This window comes from Caenispirillum bisanense (assembly GCF_900230255.1).
GTDB lineage: Bacteria > Pseudomonadota > Alphaproteobacteria > Rhodospirillales > Rhodospirillaceae > Caenispirillum > Caenispirillum bisanense_A.
This window is the reverse complement of the sequence record NZ_OCNJ01000006.1, coordinates 155,270-170,351: the sequence shown is the minus strand read 5'-3', so window position 1 is coordinate 170,351 and position 15,082 is coordinate 155,270. Positions and strand designations below refer to the sequence as shown.

17 protein-coding genes are annotated in these 15,082 nt (G+C 72.2%); 10 read left to right on the top strand and 7 right to left on the bottom strand.

Annotated elements, in window-relative coordinates; genetic code table 11:
• Positions 1-7 precede the first annotated feature (7 nt).
• The 4 genes from CRP50_RS14730 to CRP50_RS14715 all read right to left on the bottom strand — a co-directional run bounded on the left by CRP50_RS14730 (position 8) and on the right by CRP50_RS14715 (position 4,065).
• Positions 8-1,336 (bottom strand): TRAP transporter large permease, encoded by a 1,329-nt coding sequence (locus CRP50_RS14730; protein WP_176525187.1) that lies wholly within the window; start codon positions 1,334-1,336, stop codon positions 8-10.
• Between the two features lie 4 nt (positions 1,337-1,340).
• Positions 1,341-2,015, bottom strand: coding sequence for a TRAP transporter small permease subunit (locus CRP50_RS14725; RefSeq protein ID WP_097279943.1), 675 nt, complete (start codon positions 2,013-2,015; stop codon positions 1,341-1,343).
• Positions 2,016-2,119: 104 nt separating this feature from the next.
• Complete coding sequence (locus CRP50_RS14720) at positions 2,120-3,172, bottom strand: TRAP transporter substrate-binding protein (RefSeq protein ID WP_245913486.1); 1,053 nt, start codon at positions 3,170-3,172, stop codon at positions 2,120-2,122.
• Positions 3,169-4,065: a FadR/GntR family transcriptional regulator gene (locus CRP50_RS14715; protein WP_097279941.1), complete on the bottom strand. Its 897-nt coding sequence runs from the start codon at positions 4,063-4,065 to the stop codon at positions 3,169-3,171. Before CRP50_RS14715 ends, CRP50_RS14720 begins: the two co-directional genes overlap by 4 nt.
• A gap of 134 nt (positions 4,066-4,199) precedes the next feature.
• On the opposite strand from CRP50_RS14715, the gene CRP50_RS14710 reads away from it, so the two are divergent.
• The 10 genes from CRP50_RS14710 (at position 4,200) to CRP50_RS14665 (ending at position 12,986) form a co-directional block, all read left to right on the top strand.
• The gene (locus CRP50_RS14710) at positions 4,200-5,129 is read left to right on the top strand and encodes a sugar kinase (protein ID WP_097279940.1); all 930 of its coding nucleotides are present in this window, start codon (positions 4,200-4,202) and stop codon (positions 5,127-5,129) included.
• A gap of 77 nt (positions 5,130-5,206) precedes the next feature.
• Positions 5,207-5,872: a Crp/Fnr family transcriptional regulator gene (locus CRP50_RS14705; protein ID WP_097279939.1), complete on the top strand. Its 666-nt coding sequence runs from the start codon at positions 5,207-5,209 to the stop codon at positions 5,870-5,872.
• Complete coding sequence (locus tag CRP50_RS14700; protein WP_097279938.1) at positions 5,869-6,546, top strand: Crp/Fnr family transcriptional regulator; 678 nt, start codon at positions 5,869-5,871, stop codon at positions 6,544-6,546. The genes CRP50_RS14705 and CRP50_RS14700 overlap by 4 nt, the downstream gene beginning before the upstream one ends.
• 29 nt (positions 6,547-6,575) lie before the next feature.
• On the top strand, positions 6,576-7,280 hold the full coding sequence (locus CRP50_RS14695) for a Crp/Fnr family transcriptional regulator (protein ID WP_097279937.1): 705 nt from the start codon (positions 6,576-6,578) through the stop codon (positions 7,278-7,280).
• A 1-nt stretch (position 7,281) separates the two neighbouring features.
• Positions 7,282-8,001 (top strand): Crp/Fnr family transcriptional regulator, encoded by a 720-nt coding sequence (locus tag CRP50_RS14690; protein WP_097279936.1) that lies wholly within the window; start codon positions 7,282-7,284, stop codon positions 7,999-8,001.
• Between the two features lie 86 nt (positions 8,002-8,087).
• Positions 8,088-8,666, top strand: a complete 579-nt coding sequence (locus CRP50_RS14685; RefSeq protein ID WP_176525186.1) for a DUF2249 domain-containing protein — start codon at positions 8,088-8,090, stop codon at positions 8,664-8,666.
• Complete coding sequence (locus tag CRP50_RS25080) at positions 8,666-10,012, top strand: hypothetical protein (RefSeq protein ID WP_097279934.1); 1,347 nt, start codon at positions 8,666-8,668, stop codon at positions 10,010-10,012. Before CRP50_RS14685 ends, CRP50_RS25080 begins: the two co-directional genes overlap by 1 nt.
• The gene (locus tag CRP50_RS14675; protein WP_097279933.1) at positions 10,009-10,518 is read left to right on the top strand and encodes a hemerythrin domain-containing protein; all 510 of its coding nucleotides are present in this window, start codon (positions 10,009-10,011) and stop codon (positions 10,516-10,518) included. The genes CRP50_RS25080 and CRP50_RS14675 overlap by 4 nt, the downstream gene beginning before the upstream one ends.
• A 10-nt stretch (positions 10,519-10,528) precedes the next feature.
• The gene (locus tag CRP50_RS14670; RefSeq protein WP_097279932.1) at positions 10,529-11,713 is read left to right on the top strand and encodes an NnrS family protein; all 1,185 of its coding nucleotides are present in this window, start codon (positions 10,529-10,531) and stop codon (positions 11,711-11,713) included.
• 55 nt (positions 11,714-11,768) lie between these two features.
• Positions 11,769-12,986: a CynX/NimT family MFS transporter gene (locus tag CRP50_RS14665; RefSeq protein WP_097279931.1), complete on the top strand. Its 1,218-nt coding sequence runs from the start codon at positions 11,769-11,771 to the stop codon at positions 12,984-12,986.
• Here CRP50_RS14665 and CRP50_RS14660 read toward each other — a convergent pair.
• From CRP50_RS14660 to CRP50_RS25605, 3 genes are read right to left on the bottom strand one after another with little or no spacing between them, the layout of a single operon-like run.
• Complete coding sequence (locus CRP50_RS14660) at positions 12,965-14,059, bottom strand: c-type cytochrome (RefSeq protein ID WP_097279930.1); 1,095 nt, start codon at positions 14,057-14,059, stop codon at positions 12,965-12,967. The genes CRP50_RS14665 and CRP50_RS14660 overlap by 22 nt on opposite strands.
• Positions 14,056-14,664, bottom strand: coding sequence for a cytochrome c oxidase assembly protein (locus tag CRP50_RS25610; protein WP_176525185.1), 609 nt, complete (start codon positions 14,662-14,664; stop codon positions 14,056-14,058). Before CRP50_RS25610 ends, CRP50_RS14660 begins: the two co-directional genes overlap by 4 nt.
• Complete coding sequence (locus CRP50_RS25605; protein ID WP_217992056.1) at positions 14,661-15,077, bottom strand: hypothetical protein; 417 nt, start codon at positions 15,075-15,077, stop codon at positions 14,661-14,663. Before CRP50_RS25605 ends, CRP50_RS25610 begins: the two co-directional genes overlap by 4 nt.
• Between the last annotated feature and the right edge of the window lie 5 nt (positions 15,078-15,082).

The window sequence follows — 15,082 nt, the reverse complement described above, 5'->3', positions numbered from 1 at the left end:
AGCGCTCCTAGTCGAGCATCCACATGGCGACGGGCGGATAGAACAGGATGAGGGCCAGCACGATCAGCTGCAGCACGATGAAGGGCGCCACCGACCCGTAGATGTGCTTGAGCGTGATGGAGGCCGGCGCGACGCCCTTCAGGTAGAAGGCGGCGGGGCCGAAGGGCGGGCTCAGGAAGCTCACCTGCATGTTCACGGCGAACAGGATGCCGAACCAGATGGGGTCATAGCCGAGCTTCACGGCGATGGGCACGAAGATGGGCAGGGCCAGCATGGCGATGCCGATCCAGTCCAGGAACAGGCCGAGCACCAGCAGGATCAGCATCATCACCATGATGATGACCACCGGCGGCGCATCGATGCCGAGGATGGTGTTGGACACGAAGGCGTTGCCGCCCATCAGGTTGTAGACGCCGACCAGTGCCGCGGCCCCGATGCCGATCCAGATGATCATGCCGCAGGTGTTGATGGTCTGCACGACCGCCTGGTGCACCAGCTTCAAAGTCAGCTCGCGGCGCACGATGGTGGCGGCGAACACGCCCAGCACGCCCATGGCCGCCGCTTCCGTCACCGACGCGATGCCGCCGTAGATGGTGCCGAGCACCAGGAAGGCGATCATGCCCGGCAGCACCATGGCCTGGATGGCCTTGAGCTTCTCGGAGAACGGCAGGTGCGCCTCTTCCTCCGACAGCGGCGGGCCGAGGGCGGGGTTGCGGATGGTGCGGAACAGCACGTAGCCGATGTAGGAGAACATCAGCAGCGCCGCAGGGGTGATGGCGGCGGTGAACAGGTCGGCGATGGAGACGGATGCGATCAGGCCGTAGATGATGAGCACGATGGACGGCGGCATCATGGTGCCGAGCGACCCGCCGGCGCACACGACGCCGATGGAGATGTTGCGGTCGTAGCCGAGGCGCAGCATCTGCGGCAGCGCGAGGATGCCGAGCAGCACGATCTCGCCGCCGATGATGCCCGACATGGCGGCCAGGAAGAAGGCCACCACCAGGGTCTGCACGGCGACGCCGCCGGGCACGCGCCCGGCCAGGATGCGCATGCCGTTGAACAGGTCGCGCGCGATGCCCGATCGGTCGAGCAGGCTCGCCATGAAGACGAACATGGGCACGGCGACCAGCGAATACTCGGTGATGAAGCCGTAGACGCGGCTGGTCACCAGCGGCAGGGCCATGGGGCCGAACCAGCCGAAGGTGAAGAACAGGGCGACGAGGCCGGTGACGAAGGCGAGCGGCAGGCCGGTGAGCAGCAGCAGGAAGATGCTGCCGACCATGGCATAGGTGCCCCACTCGATGCCCATGGACGAAAGGCCGATGTTCCACATGGCGTCAGCCCTCCTTGCGCGGGCGGTCGCCCGCCGTCGCGGCGGCGGGGGCGGCGTTGGCGTCGGCGTCGTCGTAGCCCTTGCCGCGCAGGGCGTGGATCAGGTGGAACACCGTCTGCACCAGCATGATGACGACCGAAACCAGGATGATGGTCTTGATGAAGGCCGGGAACGGCGGGTTCCACGAGGTGCCCGAGCGTTCGAGCTGCAGCACGCCGGTCGGCGCATGGGTCGCCTTGTAGAACATCACCCAGGCGGCATAGGACATGCCGGCCAGGAACACGAAGGTGATGACCGAGTTGAGCGCGTCCAGCCAGCGGCGCGTCTTCGGCGACACCCAGTCGTACAGGAGGCGCACCCGGATGTGCTTGTCGCGGGCGAGCGCGATGGGGCCGCCGAGGGCGAAGATGACGGCGATGAGGAAGACCGTCGTCTCGTGCACCCACGACGTCGGGTTGTTGAACAGGTAGCGGGCGCCCACTTCGTAGACGCTGATGACGGCGCCGACGAGAACCAGCCAAGCGACCACCTTGCCGCCCTCGTCGACGGCGGCGTCGAGGGCGTTGCGGATGTGGCCTTCCTGGCCGCTGCGGTCGACGGGCTGCTGCCCGGCGTCGGTGTTCGACAGCTCTTCGAGCGCGGAGCGGTCGGTGGGGCGGATGTTGCGGTCGATGGTCATGACGGTAGCCCTCGCTCGGCGCGCCGGGTGGTAGGAGCGGAAACGCGGACGGCGCGGGGCGGCTGCCGACGGCGCCGCCCCGCATCCCCCTCACGCGGCGAGGATCACATCAGGTTGCGTTCGGTGAGGAACGCGGTGACGGAATCGTAGACCTTCTGGGTCATCTCGTTCTTGGTCGCCCAGTTCTTCCACTCTTCCTTGGCGATGTTGCGGAACTTCTTCCGCTCTTCCGCCGGCAGGTCGATGATCTCGATGTCCGGGTTCTTGCGAGCTTCCTGCACCGCCTTGATGTCGTTCTTCTTCAGTTCGAGCACCATGGTATAGGCGAGGTCGTCGACGGAGGTTTCGAGGATCGCCTTCAGGTCGTCCGGCAGGCCGTCCCAGATCTGCTTGTTCATGGAAATGGCGACCATGGGCAGGCTGTGGAAGCCGGGGTAGTTGGGGTACTTGGCGAAGTCGTGCAGTCCCTGCGCCTGGTTGGTGGCGAAGACCGTGTAGTCGGCGGCGTCGATGACGCCCTTTTCCAGCGCGGTGTAGACTTCCGAGCCCGGCAGGTTCACCGGCGCGGCGCCGGCCTTGGAGAAGATGTCGTAGACCATGCCTTCCGGCGCGCGCAGCTTCAGACCCTTCAGGTCATCGACCGAGCGGATGGGCTTCTTGGACGGGAAGCTCTCGAGGCCGGTGGCGGCCGCGCCCACCAGCTGCACGCCGTAGGGGTTCACCAGCTCGTTGTACAGGGCCTCGCCGCCGCCGTGGTTCATGTACTCCAGGAATTCCAGCGGGTCGCCCCAGGCGCCGACCAGGTTGCCGAGCATGGAGAAGGCCGGGTTCATGCCCGAGAAATAGCTCGGGTCGGTCATGTGGCCCTGCAGGATGCCGGCGCCGACGGCTTCCAGAGTCTGGTTGTGCGGCACGACGGCGCCGGTCGGCAGGATCTCGATCTTGATGCGGCCGCCGGACATGGTCGCGACGTTGTCGGCCCACTGCTGCTTCAGCTTGTACTGCGGCTCGCCGGAGGTTTCCGAGGTCTGGAACTTCCACTCGTATTCGGCGGCCAGCGCGGCATTGCTGCCGACCGTCGACACGCCGACAGCGGTCGCGAGCGCGATGACGGCGACCGCTCCGGTCGTCCGCGGGGAGAGGGACTTGAGCATCATGATTCCTCCTGGTCCTTGCCTGTCGTGGCTCTGGTTTTTCTCTTTATGGGAACGGGCGCCGGCGCCGGGGCGCCGGGCGCGGCGGACTGGCCCTCCGGAAGCAACGCTTTCTTCCAGTGGGCGAGAACGGGATCGTCGGCCTCGCCGGCGTCCTGCAGGTGCAGGTCGAAGGCGGTGCGGGCCATGACGCTGCGGGCGGCCTCGAAGGCGTCGTCGGGCCGGCGCAGGCGGATGCACTCCATCAGGTGGCGGTGACGGCCGAGGCTGTCCTGCAGCTCCTCGGCGGTCTCGTTGGAGGTGCGCACCACCAGCATGATGGACGGGCGCAGGATATGGGCGAGCTGCGCCCACACGAGGTTGTGGGTGGCGCGGTAGATGGCGGCGTGGAATTCGACGTCGTAGTCGCTGAACGACTTGCCGGCGTCGTCCGTCGCGCCGGTACCGACGGCGCCCACCATGCGTTCCATTCCCTGGAACGCCTCTTCCATGGCCAGCAGGTCGCGGGCGGTGGCCTTGCGGGCGGCGACGGCGGAGATGAAGGGCTCGGTAGCGTGGCGGAACTCGAAGATCTCGGCCATGAACTGCGGATTGGGCGCGGCGTGCTGCGCCATCCAGCGGGTGACCAGCGGATCGAGGATGTTCCACTCGCGGTATTCCTCGACCACGGTGCCATGGCCCGAGATGCGCCGCACGATGCCGAGCGAGACCAAGATCTGCAGGCCCGACCGCACCGACGGCCGGCTCACCCCGAAGGTGTCGCACAGCTCCGTCTCCTTGGGCAGCAGGTCGCCCGGCGGATACCGCCCGGCGAACAGGTCCACGGCCAGACGCTCGGCGACCTGATTGCCGAGGTCTCTGGCGGTGGTGCCGGTGGGGGGCGGTGAGGCTGGCATCGGTTCGGTCTTTCAAGATGCGTTAATCTTTCATACACTATGTCAGACATACGAGCAAACACGTCTTACACTGCACTGCGAAAGTCAGTTTTGCACCGCAGCAAGAACAGACGGGCCAGCGCGAGGAAACAGCCATGACCGGACCGATCGTCGCCTTGGGCGAACCCTTGATGGAGCTGAACCAGACGCGCTCCGGCGGTGGCGAGTACGCGCCCGGCTTCGGCGGCGACACGTCCAATACGGTGGTGGCGGCGGCCCGCCAGGGGGCCGCGACGGCCTACGTCAGCGCCGTCGGCGCCGACACCTTCGGCGACTCGCTGCTCGCCCTGTGGCGGCGCGAGGGGGTGGACGTCAGCCATGTGCGGCGCGACCCGACGGCGCCGACGGGGATCTACTTCGTCTCCCACGGCGCCGACGGGCATCGGTTCTCCTATTACCGCGCCGGATCGGCGGCGAGTCGCCTCGGTCCCGCGGACCTGCCGCTCGACCTCATCCGGTCGGCGTCGGTGTTCCACGTCTCGGCCATCAGCCAGGCCATCTCCACCTCGGCCTGCGACGCCGTCTTCGCCGCGCTGGAGACGGCGCGGGAAGCCGGCGTGACCGTCTCCTACGACACCAACCTGCGCCTCGCCCTGTGGCCGCTGGCGCGGGCGCGGGCGGTGATCGACGGCGCGGTGGCGCTGGCCGACATCGTGCTGCCGGGCCTCGACGACGCCCGCCTGCTGACCGGCCTGGAGGCGCCGGAAGCCGTCTGCGACCACTACCTGTCGCGCGGCGCCCGCATGGTGGCGCTCACCATGGGCAGCGACGGCGTCATGGTGGCGACGCCGGACGACCGCCGCCGCCTGGCCGTACACCGCGTCACGGCGCTGGACGCGACCGGCGCCGGCGACACCTTCGACGGCGCGTTCCTGGCGCGCATCGTGGCCGGCGACGACCCGTTCGCCGCGGCCGCCTACGCCAACGTGGCGGCGGCGCTGTCGACCCGCGGCTACGGCGCGGTCGCACCCATCCCGACCGCCGCCGAAGTGCGCGAGGCCATGGCGGGCGCGGCCTCCGCCTGAGCGGACTTGACCGGCGTCAAGGCGGCGCGGGACGGCTGGGGCAGCATGGGCCGAGGCTCAAGAACCCCCGGTCCGTCATGTCCATCGACCTCGAACGCCTGTCCGACGCCGCCGTCACCGCCGCCGCCCTGCGGCGGCTGGCGCCGCTCGGCACCGTCCGCCCGGTCGCCCGCGGCACCGTGCTGGCCGCCGCCGGCGCGCCCGTCGAGGCGCTGCATCTGGTGCTGAGCGGGCGGTTCCTCTGCTCCGTGCCGCTCGCCGCCGAGGCCGTGCCGGTGGAGGAACTCATGCGCGGCGCCCTGATCGGCTTCCCCGACTGGGCCGCCGACGGGCACCACGCGGTCGCCGTCACCGCCGTCGCCGCCGGCGAGGTGGTGGTGATCGATCCCGCCCGCCTGCAAGACCTCGCCAGCCGCGACGCCGAGGTGGCGCTGCTGCTGGTGGCGCTGCTCTCCGTCGCGCTGCGCCGCTGCATCGGGGCGACCGAGGCCATGCGCCGCCGCACCGTGGTGCAGCGCACCGCCGCCTACCTGCTCGCCCTGCCGCCGGCCTCGCGCAACGGCTCGCTGGAGGTGCGCATCCCCATGGCCAAGAAGACCCTCGCCGCCCACCTCGGCATGACGCAGCAGAGCCTGAGCCGGGTGCTGCGCCTGCTGCGCCCGGCGGGGGTCAGCGTGCGCGGGCGGCTGGTCGCCATCGCCGATCCCGGTCGACTGTCGGCCCTGGTGGAGGGGGCGGCATGACCGCCGCCGCACCCGAGGTCGCCGAGACCCTCGCCGCCGCCGGCAGCGACCTCTTCATCCCCGCCGGCACGCTGCTGTTCGGCCAGGGTGATCCGGCTGACCGCTTCTTCCTGCTGCGCGAGGGCAGGGTGCGGCTGTTCGTCGGCGACTCGGGCGGCGGCGAAGCGCTGCTGCACGTCTTCGGCCCCGGCGACCTGTTCGGCCTGCCGGCCATGGTCGGCCTGCAGCGCTACCCGGTGAACGGCGAGGCGCTGACCGACTGCCATCTGGCGGTGGTCACCCGCGGCAACCTCATGGCCCTGCTGACCGCCGAGCCGCAGCGCCTGACCGCGCTCTTCGCCACCCTCGGCGCCCGCTGGCGGATCATGGCGCGGCGGCTGGCCGAGCTGAAGGCCCTGTCGCCGACCCAGCGTCTCTGCGCGTGGCTGGTGCAGGCGGCGGAGGCGGCGGTGCCGGAGGCCGCGGCGGCCGGCGGCGCCGTCGTCTTCACCCTGGACGTGCCGCACTACGTGGTGGCCGGTGCGGTCGGGCTCGCACCCGAGAACCTGTCACGAGCGTTCCAGCGCCTGAAGGTCCACGGCGTCCACGTGCGGCGGCGGGAGGTGCGCATCGACAACCTCGGCGCGCTTCGCACGCTCTGTCATGGCGCCGAAGGCGAAACCGAATTAGACTAAAGGCCGGAAACAGATCCTAAAGGCTGTTCATGCCCGTCGCCGACGCCGCGCAGATCCTTGCGCAGTCCCCCCTCTTCGCCCGGCTGCCGCAGTCCGAGCGCGACGCCATCGCCCGCCTGGCGGAGGTGCGTGCCTTCGCGCCGGGTGAACGGCTGATCGAGCGCGGGGCGCCGGCGGCGGCGCTCTATGCCGTGCGGTCGGGCTACGTGAAGGTCTTCCTGCCGGGCCGGGCCGCCCGCGACGAGCACGTCATCGACATCCACGGCCCCGGCACCCTCATCGGCGAGACGGCGGCGACCGGCGTCGGCGACTACACCGTCTCGGCGGTCGCCCTGGACACGGTGGAGGCGCTCGCCATTCCCGGCGAGGCGCTGAACGCCGCGCTCGCCCGCAACTACGACGTGGTGCTGACGGTCATGGGGGCGGTCACCGGATCGCTGCGCGGCCTGCTCAACCAGGTCACCGAGCTGAAGATGAAGTCGACGGCCCAGCGCCTCGCCATGTTCCTGGTGCAGCTGGCGCCGGTGCAGGAGGGGCGGGCGGAGATCGACCTGCCCTACAGCAAGCGCGTGGTGGCCGAGAAGCTCGGCATGACGCCGGAAACCCTGTCGCGCTCCATCGCCAAGCTGGCGCCCGTCGGCGTCACCTCGGGCGGGCGCGACCGCATCGTGGTGGCGGACATGGAGGCGCTGGCCGACTTCGCCGGCTTCCTGCCCGAGGAGGAGGATCTCTGACATGGCCGAGAACCGCCCCCTGACGCCCGCCGACCTGCGCGCCTTGCCGCACGCGCCGCTGTTCTCCCGCCTCGGCCATGCCGAGTTGGAGGCGGTGGCGCAGACCGGTTCGGTGCGGCGCTACGAGCACGCGAGCCTGCTGTTCTCCGCCGGTGACGAGGCCGACGCCTTCTACGCCGTCGCCGAGGGCGCCGTGCACCTGTTCGCCCTGACCCCCGAGGGCGACCAGAGCCTGGTGACCATCGTCGGCACCGGCGAGACCTTCGCCGAGGCCGCCCTGTTCGGCGCCGGGCGTTTCCCGGTGAATGCCGAGGTGCAAGGCGGCACGACGCTCATCCGCATCGACGGCCGGCTGTTCATGAAGGCCCTGCGCGAGAACCAGACGCTCGGCTTCCACATGCTCGACAGCCTGCTGGCGCGCCAGGTCTTTCTCATCCACGAGATCCACCACCTGAAGGCCCACAGCCCGAGCCAGCGCCTCGCCTCCTACCTGCTGTCGCTCATCGAGTCGGAGGCCTGGAAGGGCAGGGGGCGGCTGCCGGTGCGCAAGCAGCTCATCGCCAGCCGCATCGGCATCGAGCCGGAAAGCCTGTCGCGCGCCCTGCGGCGGCTGGTGGAGGCCGGCGTGCAGTGCGAGGGCGACGACGTCATCGTCGAGGACGAAGCCCTGCTGCGCGCCTATTGCGCGAGCTTCGGCGAGGCGGACATGACCGCCGGCTGAGGGGCTTTCGCACCGCCCTTGACCAAGCTCAAGGGCAGGCGGACCAAGGGGCGGCATGGTGTCGGCATGTTCCGACGAGGATGCCGATGATGACCCCCTCCACCCTCTCCCGTCCCGCCTGGGTCGCCGACGTCGACGCCGATCCGGCCGCCGAGATCGACGTCGGCCGGCTGCTCGCCCAGGGCGGCGATCCGCTGTCCACCCTCACCGGCACCGCCGCCACCGTGCCCGCCGGGCGCGGCATGGTGGTGGTGGCGCCCTTCGACCCCGTGCCGCTGCGCGACCTGCTGGCCGGCGACGGCTTCGAGAGCTTCGTCGAGCCGCTGGCCGACGGCCGCTTCCGGGTTCGCTTCTTCCGCGCCGGGGGCTGTGCCGCCGCCCGGTCGCCCGCGCCGCCGGCTCCGGCGGCCGAGCCGCCGCGCAAGTTCTGGATGGACGCCGACGGCCTGCACCTGGACGTGCGCGGCCTGCCGCCGCCGCGGCCCATGCTGGACGTGCTGGCCTTCCTCGACGGCGGCGCGCACAGCCAGCCGCTGACCGTCCACGTGCCGCAGTTCCCGGTCCACCTCGTCCCCGAACTGGAGGACCGTGGCTGGAGCTGGGACATCGTGGCGGACGAGCCCGGCCACGTGATCCTCCGCCTCGTGCCCGACGAGACCGCCTGATGTTGGTCGTGCCTCTGGCGGGGGCGGAGAAACGGCTGCTGCATCCGGCGGTGCCCATCGGCTTCTTCGGAACGGCCGTGACGGCGCACGTGGCGGCCTGGCTGCTGGCGGCGGTCTTCCCGGCCGAGGTGCTGGCGGCCGGTGGTCCCGGTCCCGGCCTCGCCGCCGTGCACGCCCTGACCCTCGGCGTGCTGGTGACGACGGCGGTGGGCGCCCTGCTGCAAATCCTGCCCGTGACCACCCAGCAGGACGCCCCGCGCACGCCGCTGGCGGCCCTGGTGCTCGCGCTGACGGCGGGCGGCGGCGTGGTGCTGGTGGCCGGTTTCGCCCTCTACTCGGTCCCCCTGCTGATCGCCGGTGCCGGCTCCGCGGTGCTTGGCCTCACCGGCTTTGCGGCGCTGCTGGTGCGGCTGCTGGTGAAGGGGCGCGCGGCCGGTCTGGTCGACACCCTGCCGGCGGTGGCGCTGGCGGCGGTGTGGCTGGCCGCATTGGCGGTTCTCGCCCTGCTGCTCGCCCACGACTACCGGGTGCCGCTGCTGCCCGACCACGCCGCCGCCGCCGTGGTGCATCTGGTGGTGGCCGCCTATGGGTTCATGGGGTTCCTGGTGATCGGCTTCAGCCATGTGCTCGTGCCCATGCTGGCCGTCGCCGAGCCGCCCAAGCCCGGCGCCGGTCGGCCCGCCCTGGTGCTGGCGACGGTCTCTCTGCTCGCCGCCGCCGGCGGCCTGCTGGGCGGCTTCGACCCGCTGGTGTGGGTCGGCCTCGCGGGCGGGCTGGTGGCGAGCGGCCTGCATGTCGCCCTCATGGTGAAGACGGTCGGCAAGCGCCTGCGCCGCAAGCTCGGCCCGTCCTTCGTGCTGGTGCGGCTGTCGTGGGTGCTGCTGCCGGCGTCGCTGGTGGCGGGCGGGCTCGCCTATGCCGGGCTGGTGCCGCCGGCGCTGTTCGCCGTGCTGTTGCTGCCGGGCTGGCTGCTCACCCTGCTGCTCGGCATCCTGCAACGCATCCTGCCCTTCCTCGCCTCCATGCATACCGTCCGCACCTGCGCCAAGCCGCTATCGGCCAAGACCCTGGAGTGGAGCCTGCCGATCCGCGTCGTCACCCTGTGCCATCCGGCGGCGCTGGGTCTGCTCACCGTCGCCGCCGCCTTCGACCTGCCGCTGCTCGCCCGCCTGGGCGGCGCCGTCGGTGCGGTCGGAGCCTGTGCCTTCGTCCTGTATGCCGCCACCGTCGGCCTGCGGGCCCGCCGCCATCGCACCTCCGTCGGGCCCAAGCAGCCCCGGCCGGTGCGCCCGGCCGCGCCGCCACCGCCGCCGTTCGCCGCCCCTCCCATGGAGTTCCGCACATGAGCACCTTCTTCGGCGCCACGCGCATCGGCGAGGCCCTGCACACCGAGCACCAGTCCACCCTGGCGGCCCTCGACGCCCTGGAGCGCCTGATCGACCGCCGCACCATGCCCGACGCCGCCGATCCGCAGGTGCGGCAGGTGCTGGAGACGGTCGCCCAGGCCCTGGAAGACGACGTCGCCCGCCACTTCGCCTTCGAGGAGGAGAACCTGTTCCCCCGCGTCGCGGCGGCCGGCGCCACCTTCATGGCCGACATGCTGGCCGGCGAGCACGAGGAGATCCGCCCGCTGGCCGGGCAGGTGCGCGACCTCTGCCGCGCCCACCTCGACGGGGGCCTGAGCGAGCCCGACTGGCGCCTGCTGCGCGACGTGGCGCAGGACCTCATCGAGCGCGAGACTTTCCACATCCAGAAGGAGGAAATGGGCCTGCTGGCGGCGCTGGCGCAGATCCTCGACCGCGACACCGACGTCGAGCTGGCGGCCCGCCACGCCGCCCTGACGACGGCCTGAGGAGGGCGCCATGCGAACGGTTCTGTCCTACGGCTTCCGCGTCTTCTTCCTGGCCTGCGCCGGTTGGGGGGTGACCGCCATGGCCCTGTGGCTGGTGTGGCTCGGGGTTCACCTGAACGGCGCCGACTTCGCCGTGATGACCATCGCCCTGCCGCCGTTCCAGTGGCACGCCCACGAGATGGTGTTCGGCTTCGGCCTCGCCGCCGTCGCCGGCTTCCTGCTGACGGCGGTGCCCAACTGGGTGGGCGGCAAGCCGATCCGCGGCGCGCCCCTCGGCCTGATCGCCGCGGCGTGGCTCGCCGGGCGGCTGGCGGTCGGCTTCTCGGCCTGGCTGCCGGCGGTGCTGGTGGTGGCGGTGGACGCCCTGTTCCCGCTGCTGCTGGCGGGGATGCTGGCGCGCCAGATCATCCCCGCCCGCCAGCCGCGCAACCTGGGCGTCGTGGTGGTGGTGAGCCTGCTCGGCACCCTGCAGGTGCTGTCGCTGGCCGATGCCCTGGCCCTGTTCGACAACCCCCTGGCCCAGGCGCCGGCGCGCATCGGCGTCGAGCTTCTGGTGCTGCTCATCGCCGTCATCGGCGGGCGCATCACGCCGGCCTTCACGCGCAACTGGCTGAACGCCCGCGGCCATGCCGTCTCCGTCGCCATGGGGACGTGGCTCGACCGCGCCGCCGTGGCGCTCACCGCCGCCGCCGTGCTGGCCGATGCCGCCGGGGCGCCCGACGCCTTGCGGGCGCCGCTGTTCGCCGCCGCCGGCGTCGCCCTGCTGGTGCGCCTGTCGCGCTGGCACGGCCGCCAGACGCTGGCCGAGCCGCTGCTCTGGGTGCTGCACCTCGGCTATGGCCTGGTCGCCGCCGGGTTCCTGCTCATGGCGGCCGCCGTGCTCGGCGTGCTGGTGGAGAGCACCGCGCTGCACCTGTGGACCATCGGCGCCGTCGGGGTGATGGTGGTCGGTGTCATGTCGCGCGTCGCCCTCGGCCATACCGGGCGGGCGCTCACGGCGTCGCGCACCACCGCCGTCGCCTATGGGCTGATGGTGCTGGCGGCCGTGGTGCGGGTGGCCGGGCCGGCCCTGTCGCCGGACCTCTATACCCCGGCGCTGCTGACGGCGGCGGGCCTGTGGATGGCGGCGCTGGTGCTCTTCCTGGCGGACTATGCGGCCATTCTGGCCTGCGAGCGGCGTGTGAGCGGACCTTGATCGCGGGCGTCCGCGGCGGATAAGGATCATCCTCCGTAACCGCCGCGAGCAGACCATGGTCCGCCCCCTGCCGGCGCGGCCGCTGCTGCTGGCCGCCGCCATCGTCCTCATCGCCCTCAACATGCGGCCGGCGCTGACTAGCGTCGGCCCCGTGCTGCCCGAGATCATGCGCGACGCCGGTCTGTCGGCCGGCGCCGCCAGTCTGCTGACGACGCTGCCGGTGGTCTGCCTCGGCCTGTTCGGGCCGCTGGCGCCGCTCGTCGCCCGCCGCTTCGGGACGGAGCGCGCCATCCTGCTGCTCATGCCGGTGCTGGCGGCCGGCGTGCTGCTGCGCTGGGAGGGGAGTGCTGCGGCCCTGTTCGCATCGGTGGTCGTCATCGGCGCCGCCATCGGCATCGTCAACGTGCTGGTGCCGAGCCTGCTGAAGCGCGACTTCCCCGACCGCGCGGTGCTGATGACCGGCGTCTACACCATGTCGCTGTGTGCCGGGGCCGCCGTGGCGGCGGGGGCGACGGCGCCCCTGGCGCTGGAGGCCGGCGCCGGCTGGCCCCTGGCGCTCGCCGCCTGGGCGGTGCCGGCGGTGCTGGCGGCGCTGCTGTGGTGGCCCATGATCCCGCGCCGCAGTGCCGGCGGTCCGCCCGTCCACATGCGGGTGAGCGGCCTGTGGCGTGATCCGCTGGCGTGGCAGGTGACGCTGTTCATGGGGCTGCAATCGTCGCTCGCCTACAGCGTGTTCGGCTGGCTCGCCCCCATCCTGCGCGACCGGGGGCTGTCCGCCGTGGATGCCGGGATCGTGGTGTCCGTCTCCATCCTCATCCAGGTGCCGGCGGCCCTGCTGGCGCCGGCCCTGGCCAAGCGGTGGCGGACCCAGCGCCCGGCCGTCGCCATCGCCATCGGCAGCGGCCTGATCGGCCTGCTCGGCTGCGTCTTCGCGCCGCTGTGGAGCGTGTGGGGCTTCGCCGCCTTCCTCGGCATCGGCCAGGGCGCGGCGTTCTCGCTGGCGCTGATCCTCATTGTGCTGCGCGCCGGCGACAGCCACGTCGCCGCCCACCTGTCGGGCATGGCGCAGGGCGTCGGCTACGTGCTGGCGGCGGGCGGGCCGCTGTTCGTCGGTCTGCTGCACGAATGGGCCGGCGGCTGGGGCGAGGTCGGCGTCCTGTTCACCGCCATCGCCCTCGGCGCCTTCGGCTTCGGCATGGGGGCGGCGCGGCCGCTGCACGTCGGCGCCACCAGCCGCCCCGCCCAGGCGGCTCAGGGGGCGAGCGCCGAGTAGTAGGCCGCCACCGCTCCGCGTTCCGCCGGCTCCAGGCGTTCGGCGATGCTGCGCATGATGTGGGCGAAGGGCGTGCCGCCGCGGGTGCCATTGGCGAAGGCGTCCAGTTGAACTGTGATGTAGTCGGCGTATTGCCCGGCGAGCGACGGGTAGACGGCGGCGCGCGGTGCCTCCTTCGGCCCGTGGCACTGCACGCAGGCGGGCACGCCGCGCTCGGGGATGCCGCGCGTCGCGATGCGTTCGCCGAGCGCCCGGTCGCCCGCCGCCGTCGCTTCCGCCGCACCCGCCGGCATGGCGGCGTAGTAGGCGGCGAGGCGCTGCAAGGCGGCGTCGTCCAGCATGGCCGCCACCGGCTCCATGAAGCCGCTGTGCCGCTCCCCCGCCGCATAGGCGCGTAGCGAGGCGAGCAGGTAGGGCTCCGTCTGCCCCGCCAGTTTGGGGAAGGCGCCGGCGCCGCGGCCGAGGCCCTCCGCCCCGTGGCAGCGGGCGCAGCTTTCCGCCACGACGGCGCCGATGGGGTCGTCGTGGCTGCGCAGGCGGTTGCCGCTGCCGGCGTCGCCCGCCGCCAGCGCGCGGTATTCGGCTTCGGACAGGTCGGGCAGGCGGCGCAGGAAGGCGACCATGGCCCACACCTCGTCCTCGCGGTGCAGGGCCGGCCAGGCCGGCATGGCGGTGAACTTGACGCCGTGCTTGACGATCCAGAACAGGTGCTCCGGCTCCCACGACGGGATATGGGGCGGCAGGTGGGGCGGCTTCGGCGTCATCTGGCGCACGACGACCGACGGCTGCGTCGTGGGCGTGCCATGACAGGGGGCGCAGCCGCTTTCGTAGTGGCCGGCGCCGCGCAGGACCAGGGCGCGGTCGTCGAGGCTCACGTCGGGCGGGATGGCGACGCCGAGGGATTGCGTCTTCACCGCCCGCCGCATGGCGAAGTGGAGGAACCAGTCGGTCACCGCCCAGTGGCCGGAACTGGCGGCGATGGGCGCGAAGCCGGCGGCGGCGAAGACGAAGCCGCCGATGCCGGCGGCGACGGCCGCGCCGGCGATCCAGGCGAGCGGGCGCTTCCACTTCATGGCGTGCTCTCCCCCCGCCGCAGCAGCCCGGCCAGCAGCCCAAGCCCGCCGATGGCATAGACGACGCCGCCGACCGCCAGCATGAGGATGCCGCCGATCTGCTGATCGGCCACCCCGGCGCAGGCGGCGTAGAGCGGCCGCGGCGCCAGCGCCAGCAGGGCGCCGAGCAGCGTCATGTGCATGGAGGTGAGCAGCAGCCCCGCCACACCGGCCGCCGCCCGCTCGTGCCGCCGCTCCACCCCGCCGCCGAGGGCCGCCAGCCACACCAGCAGCCCGACCGCCAGGAACGATGCTTGCTCCGCCGCCAGCCAGCCGAAGGAGGCGCGGGCGAGGTCGTGCAGGGCGGGCGCGTGCCAGCCCCACACCACCACCAGTTCCAGCACCGCCGCCGCCACCGGCGCGAACAGCCCCGGCAGCCGCCGCGCCGGGTCGAGCGGGCCGCCGGCGACGCCCAGCGCCAGCAGCGGCGCGGCGACGGCGACCACCGCCAGGTGCATGGTCATGTGGGCGGCGAAGCGCGTCAGCGACCACTCGGGCAGCGGGCCAAGCCAGGCGAAGCCCAGCACGGCGAGACCGGCGGTTACGGGCAGCGGGCGGGCGATCATCGGCAGCTCCCCGTGAACACGGCCGGCAGGGCGACGAGCAAGGTGGCGACGAAGCTGAGCGCCGCCAGCAGCACCGTTGCGAAGCCGAGGAAGCGATGGCGGTCGGCGGCGGTCGCGAAGTCGTGCGGCGCGGTGGCGTCGCCGTAGGAATGCCGCCGCCAGCCGGCCATGCCGACCAGGGCGATGATCGCCAGGGCGACGGCGGTGTATATCCCCACCAGCACCCGCGCATCGCCGAGCGGCCCGCCGTAGCCCGCCACCTTGGCGCACCACACGGCGCCGGTGACGTAGGACGCCAGGAAGTGCAGCGCCCACACCGTCGGCGCCAGCGGCAGGATCCACAGGCTGTCGCGGGCGCGCGGCGGCGGGTCGCGGGCGTCGTGGGGGAGGTCGAGGCGTTGCGGGTCGGCCATGGGCG

What these genes read in the sequence shown, in the direction of transcription:
- CRP50_RS14705 (WP_097279939.1), top strand. Translation starts at nt 5,207, where the DNA reads ATGTCCATCGACCTCGAACGCCTGTCCGACGCCGCCGTCACCGCCGCC.
- CRP50_RS14665 (WP_097279931.1), top strand. Translation starts at nt 11,769, where the DNA reads ATGGTCCGCCCCCTGCCGGCGCGGCCGCTGCTGCTGGCCGCCGCCATC.
- CRP50_RS14715 (WP_097279941.1), bottom strand. Translation starts at nt 4,065, where the DNA reads ATGCCAGCCTCACCGCCCCCCACCGGCACCACCGCCAGAGACCTCGGC.
- CRP50_RS25610 (WP_176525185.1), bottom strand. Translation starts at nt 14,664, where the DNA reads ATGATCGCCCGCCCGCTGCCCGTAACCGCCGGTCTCGCCGTGCTGGGC.
- CRP50_RS14725 (WP_097279943.1), bottom strand. Translation starts at nt 2,015, where the DNA reads ATGACCATCGACCGCAACATCCGCCCCACCGACCGCTCCGCGCTCGAA.
- CRP50_RS14710 (WP_097279940.1), top strand. Translation starts at nt 4,200, where the DNA reads ATGACCGGACCGATCGTCGCCTTGGGCGAACCCTTGATGGAGCTGAAC.
- CRP50_RS14670 (WP_097279932.1), top strand. Translation starts at nt 10,529, where the DNA reads ATGCGAACGGTTCTGTCCTACGGCTTCCGCGTCTTCTTCCTGGCCTGC.
- CRP50_RS14685 (WP_176525186.1), top strand. Translation starts at nt 8,088, where the DNA reads ATGATGACCCCCTCCACCCTCTCCCGTCCCGCCTGGGTCGCCGACGTC.
- CRP50_RS25080 (WP_097279934.1), top strand. Translation starts at nt 8,666, where the DNA reads ATGTTGGTCGTGCCTCTGGCGGGGGCGGAGAAACGGCTGCTGCATCCG.
- CRP50_RS14720 (WP_245913486.1), bottom strand. Translation starts at nt 3,172, where the DNA reads ATGATGCTCAAGTCCCTCTCCCCGCGGACGACCGGAGCGGTCGCCGTC.
- CRP50_RS14660 (WP_097279930.1), bottom strand. Translation starts at nt 14,059, where the DNA reads ATGAAGTGGAAGCGCCCGCTCGCCTGGATCGCCGGCGCGGCCGTCGCC.
- CRP50_RS14690 (WP_097279936.1), top strand. Translation starts at nt 7,282, where the DNA reads ATGGCCGAGAACCGCCCCCTGACGCCCGCCGACCTGCGCGCCTTGCCG.
- CRP50_RS14700 (WP_097279938.1), top strand. Translation starts at nt 5,869, where the DNA reads ATGACCGCCGCCGCACCCGAGGTCGCCGAGACCCTCGCCGCCGCCGGC.
- CRP50_RS14675 (WP_097279933.1), top strand. Translation starts at nt 10,009, where the DNA reads ATGAGCACCTTCTTCGGCGCCACGCGCATCGGCGAGGCCCTGCACACC.
- CRP50_RS25605 (WP_217992056.1), bottom strand. Translation starts at nt 15,077, where the DNA reads ATGGCCGACCCGCAACGCCTCGACCTCCCCCACGACGCCCGCGACCCG.
- CRP50_RS14730 (WP_176525187.1), bottom strand. Translation starts at nt 1,336, where the DNA reads ATGTGGAACATCGGCCTTTCGTCCATGGGCATCGAGTGGGGCACCTAT.
- CRP50_RS14695 (WP_097279937.1), top strand. Translation starts at nt 6,576, where the DNA reads ATGCCCGTCGCCGACGCCGCGCAGATCCTTGCGCAGTCCCCCCTCTTC.